The following is a 4,263-nucleotide window of genomic DNA, read 5'->3' on the forward strand; positions in this document are numbered from 1 at the left end:
GAGATGCACAGCAGGCCGACTTCGCCCGCCTTGTTCCACAGGTCGCGGTCGACATGGTGCTGCTCGCGGTACTTGTCGATGTTGGGGACAAGTTCCTTGGCCATGAACGCACGGGTCATGTCACGCAGGGCGTCCAGGTCCTCGTTCATCCAGCTGGACCGATTGGCGGCCATCGAGTCTCCTTGTTCGGCTCGGCACAGCACCGGTCCAGGCGTGACCGGTGGTTACGGACACCAGTGTGCCGCAGTATTGGCGTCGTGACAATAGTGCTGCCGAAATAGCCTCTCACCAGCGCATCATCGGTAAAGGTGAGAACGGATGGATGAGCGCGCGCCGGACTGTCAGCTCCACCAGCTTGAGATGGAAGCCGCTGTCCGGGTACCGCCGCATCAGTGCGGAGTAGGCCGCGTAAGGCAGTCCGTAGCGGCGCGCACCGAACGTCACGTCGATCAGATCGGCCCGCCGGAACAGCTCCACCGGATCGGTCGCGCCGCCCGCCGGGCGCACACGATGGTGGTCGCGGATCATCTCGGTGACGAGCTCGGCGATGTCCTCCCGGTCGTGCGTGATCAGCCAGTCGCCCGCCAGCGCGCACGACGGTTCGAGATAGTCGAAGGTGCACGCCGCCCAGATACCGAGATCGTGGAAGGTCGCCGCGGTGCGGAACTCCTCCCGCGAACTCGGCGGCGGCCCTGGCTCGCCGCTGCGGGCGAACAGGAGATCGGCTGAGCGCAATACCCGCAGCACATGATGGAAATAGGCCTTGCGGTCGGCGCCGAGCCGGGCGGTCCACGGTTCGAGTCGTTCGGCGATCGCCTGGTCGAGTTCGCTTGTGTGCTCGGTCAATTCGTCACTCCGAAGTAGATCTCACGGGCGTGTGCGAACCCCCCGCCACCCCCGAACCAACCCTAGGTGTCCACGATGGGCGCCGCTCAGCGAAACGGAGTTTCTCTCGAACAGCCCGGGCTCGGCGGATCGGGTGTCCGTCACCCTTCATGCCAACGTTGGCATGAAGCGACAACGCTCGATAAGAGCAGCCTCTGAGAACCTGGTCGGATTCCGGACATCCGCTCAGAACAGCGTCATCGGCTCGTCGGACTCGGGTGTCGGCTGGGCGGGCAGGTCGGGGACGATCGCGCGGACCTCGTCGTGGAAACGGCGTGCCAGGCCACGGGCCGCGGCATTGTCGGGCGTGTGCACGAAGACCGTCGGCGAGCGACCTTCGCGCAGCCAACCCGCGACCGTCTCCACCCACGGCTGCCAGCCCGCGACGGTGCGGTCGGTGTCGGCGCGCCCGTGGTAGCGCACGATCGGGTACTCGGTGAGCGCCCGCATCCGGCGCGGAACGCGAGGCTTCTTCGCCCGTGCCTCGAATTCGGAGGGGTCACCCGGTGGCCCGTCGAACAGGACCGTCGTGTCGAACGGCACCCATTCGGCCCCGATCCGCCCGAGCACCCGTTCCAGCTGCACCGCGGCCCGCTCGTCGTCGAAGAACGCTGGATGACGCACTTCCACCGCGCAGCGCAGTCCACCGGGCAACTCGCGCTGGAAGCGCGCGAGGGCGCCGAGATCGGTCGGGCCGAACGATGCGGGCAACTGGATCCACAACGCGTGCACCCGCGGCCCGAGCGGCGCCATCACGTCGAGGAACGCCCCGAGTTCGGCGCCCGCGTCGACGAGCCGGCGCTCGTGCGTCACCGCCCTCGGCGGCTTGAGCACGAACCGGAAATCGGGCGCGGTCTGTCGGGCCCATGACTCGACGGTGGACGCGGACGGCGTCGCGTAGAACGTGGTGTTGCCCTCGACCGCACCGCAGTGCCCGGCGTAGGCACGCAGGCGCTCCCCCGGCGCGGGCAACCGCTGCTGCCACTGCGGATGCGTCCACATCGCACACCCCATCCGCAGCTCACGCACAGGCCGACGGTAATACAGCGACCGGCCGCCCCTAAAATGAGACCGGTTGCCACCAGTTCGCCCTGTGCGCGGGCGGCGGGAGTAGCGGTGTCCGGCCGAGCAGATCGGCGACCGTACGACCGCCACATCCCTGAATTCCGGTGCGCGCACAACGGAAAGGGCCTGTGATGGCGATTCTCACCACCGAGCGGCCCAGTGCTGTCTCCGTCACCCGCGCCTGGCTGGGCGTGTCCGCCGCCATGGTGGCGATCGCGTGGGGCGGCAACGAGTTCACGCCGCTGCTGGTGATGTACAAAGCCCACGGTCTTGCGCTGACCGCGGTCGACCTGCTGCTGTTCTACTACGTCCTTGGCATCGTGCCCGCCCTGCTCATCGGCGGCCCACTGTCCGACCGGTTCGGACGCCGCCCCTTGATGCTGCCCGCTCCACTGATCGCCGCGGCCGGTTCGCTGTTGCTCGCGGTGGGCGCGGCCTCGGTGCCGATGCTGGCGGCCGGGCGGATGCTGTGCGGTGTCGCGCTCGGACTGGCGATGGCGGTCGGCGGCAGCTGGCTCAAGGAACTGTCGCAACCTCCGTTCGCCGCCGCTGCCACGGGCAAGGGGGCCCGGCGATCCGCGATGAGCCTGACCGCCGGATTCGCCCTCGGCGCGGGTGTGGCGGGAACCCTCGCGCAGTGGGGTCCGCTGCCCGATTCGACCGCCTATCTCGTCAATGCGGCACTCTGCGTCGCGACCGCGTTCTGGGTGGCTCGAACACCGGAAACCGTGACCCGCCGAGCGAATCCGGGCAGGCTGCGCGACGACTTGAAGATCCCCGCCGCCGGGCACCGGCGATTCCTGCGGGTGGCGGTGCCGATCGCCCTGTGGCTGTTCACCGCCAACGCCACCGCCTACGCGGTCCTGCCGACGCTGATGCTGCCGCGCGTGCAGCAGGCCCCGATCGCCTTCTCCGCTCTGGTCACCATGGTGACGCTCGGCTGCGGATTCACCATCCAATCGGTGGCGCGACGCATCGACCGCCCTGGCACCGCGCGCGCGGCGGTGGTCGCGCTCGTGCTGCTCACCACCGGCATGGTTCTGGCGGCGTGGACGGCGGCCACTTTGAGCATCTGGGTGACGCTGCTGACCGCCGTAGTGCTCGGCAGCGGCTACGGCATCGGCCTCGTCGCAGGGCTGCAGCAGATCGAACGCCTCGCGGGCCCCGGCGACCTCGCGGGCTTGAACGCGGTCTTCTACTCGGTGAGCTACCTCGGCTTCGGCGTGCCCGCGGTCCTGTCGTCCCTGCACAGCGGCCTCGGTTTCGGCTACCCCGCCATGTATCTGGTCACCGCCGCGATCGCCGCCGGTTGCCTCGCGCTCGTCGCCGCGAACTACCGCGAACGGATCTGAGCGCAACCCTTTCCCGCTGAAGCCGTCGCCCGCGCGTCGGCCGACCCCGACGATCCGCGACCGCGCGTTACGGTGGATCGAGTGAGCACCGACCCCGTCGAAACCCTTCTCCGCTGGCAGGATTCCGGCGCGGTCTGGCGGGTCGTCAGCCGCCGACCCGACTCCGTGACCATCGCCCTCTACGAGTGCACCGGCGGACAGGAAGCAGACCGCTTCACCTCCACCGATCCCGCGCTCCTGCGGTTTCTCGGCGAACGCGCCACCAGCGAGGACTGACCCGCCCGCGGTGAACGGGGTTACGCTGGTTGGCGCTATCGCTTCACGCCCGTCGGCCCACACGGCCGGATCGCCAAGTGAGGAGAGACCATGTCGGCCCCTACCGGACTACCCGCTGGAACCTGGGTCATCGACCCCGCGCATTCCACGCTCCAGTTCTCCGTGCGCCATCTGATGGTGAGCAAAGTGCGCGGCCGATTCACCGATTTCGCGGGCACGCTCGTGGTTCATCCCGACGGCTCCGCCGACGCCGATGTCGAGATGAAGGTGGCTTCGGTCACCACCGACAACGCGCAACGAGACGGGCACTTGGCCAGCGCCGACTTCTTCGACGTCGCCAACCACCCGATCGCCACCTTCAAGGCCACCGGTTTCACGGCGCGCAGCACCGAGTTCTCCGTCACCGGCGACTTCACCATCCGCGGCAACACCCACCCGGTGACCCTCGAGGTCGAATTCCTCGGCACCGGCCCCGGGATGGCCGACGCCCCGGTCGCCGGTTTCTCCGCGACCGCCACCATCAACCGCCGCGATTTCGGCCTCACCACCGACATCCCGATGGCCGACGGCGGCGCCGTGATCGGCGACAAGATCAACCTCTCGCTCGACGTCGAGGTCGGCCTGCAGAGCTGAGCGGCACCGAGCACAGGAGGGGCGCATGTCAGGACGACGTTTCCGAGCCGGC

At 68.7% G+C, this 4,263-nt stretch carries 6 protein-coding genes; 3 read left to right on the forward strand and 3 right to left on the reverse strand.

The features are described 5' to 3' along the window. From ACFWF3_RS26240 to ACFWF3_RS26250, 3 genes are all read right to left on the reverse strand, one after another. The coding region (locus ACFWF3_RS26240) for an acyl-CoA dehydrogenase family protein (RefSeq protein ID WP_379315991.1) at positions 1-173 on the reverse strand (173 nt) is incomplete at its 3' end. Positions 174-285: 112 nt separating this feature from the next. Further along, positions 286-846, reverse strand: a complete 561-nt coding sequence (locus ACFWF3_RS26245) for a hypothetical protein (protein ID WP_378639326.1) — start codon at positions 844-846, stop codon at positions 286-288. Between the two features lie 225 nt (positions 847-1,071). Then, positions 1,072-1,914 carry a DUF72 domain-containing protein gene (locus tag ACFWF3_RS26250; protein WP_378994755.1) on the reverse strand — a complete coding sequence of 281 codons (843 nt, stop codon included), beginning with the start codon at positions 1,912-1,914 and terminating at the stop codon, positions 1,072-1,074. A gap of 167 nt (positions 1,915-2,081) precedes the next feature. Here ACFWF3_RS26250 and ACFWF3_RS26255 point away from each other — a divergent pair, with 167 nt between their 5' ends. From ACFWF3_RS26255 to ACFWF3_RS26265, 3 genes are all read left to right on the forward strand, one after another. Next, positions 2,082-3,302, forward strand: a complete 1,221-nt coding sequence (locus tag ACFWF3_RS26255) for an MFS transporter (protein WP_378639341.1) — start codon at positions 2,082-2,084, stop codon at positions 3,300-3,302. An 81-nt stretch (positions 3,303-3,383) separates the two neighbouring features. After that, positions 3,384-3,578: a hypothetical protein gene (locus ACFWF3_RS26260; RefSeq protein WP_378994757.1), complete on the forward strand. Its 195-nt coding sequence runs from the start codon at positions 3,384-3,386 to the stop codon at positions 3,576-3,578. 90 nt (positions 3,579-3,668) lie between these two features. Further along, on the forward strand, positions 3,669-4,211 hold the full coding sequence (locus tag ACFWF3_RS26265) for a YceI family protein (RefSeq protein ID WP_378994759.1): 543 nt from the start codon (positions 3,669-3,671) through the stop codon (positions 4,209-4,211). Positions 4,212-4,263 lie beyond the last annotated feature (52 nt).

It is taken from the genome of Nocardia sp. NPDC060220, from assembly GCF_042727815.1.
Lineage (GTDB): Bacteria > Actinomycetota > Actinomycetes > Mycobacteriales > Mycobacteriaceae > Nocardia.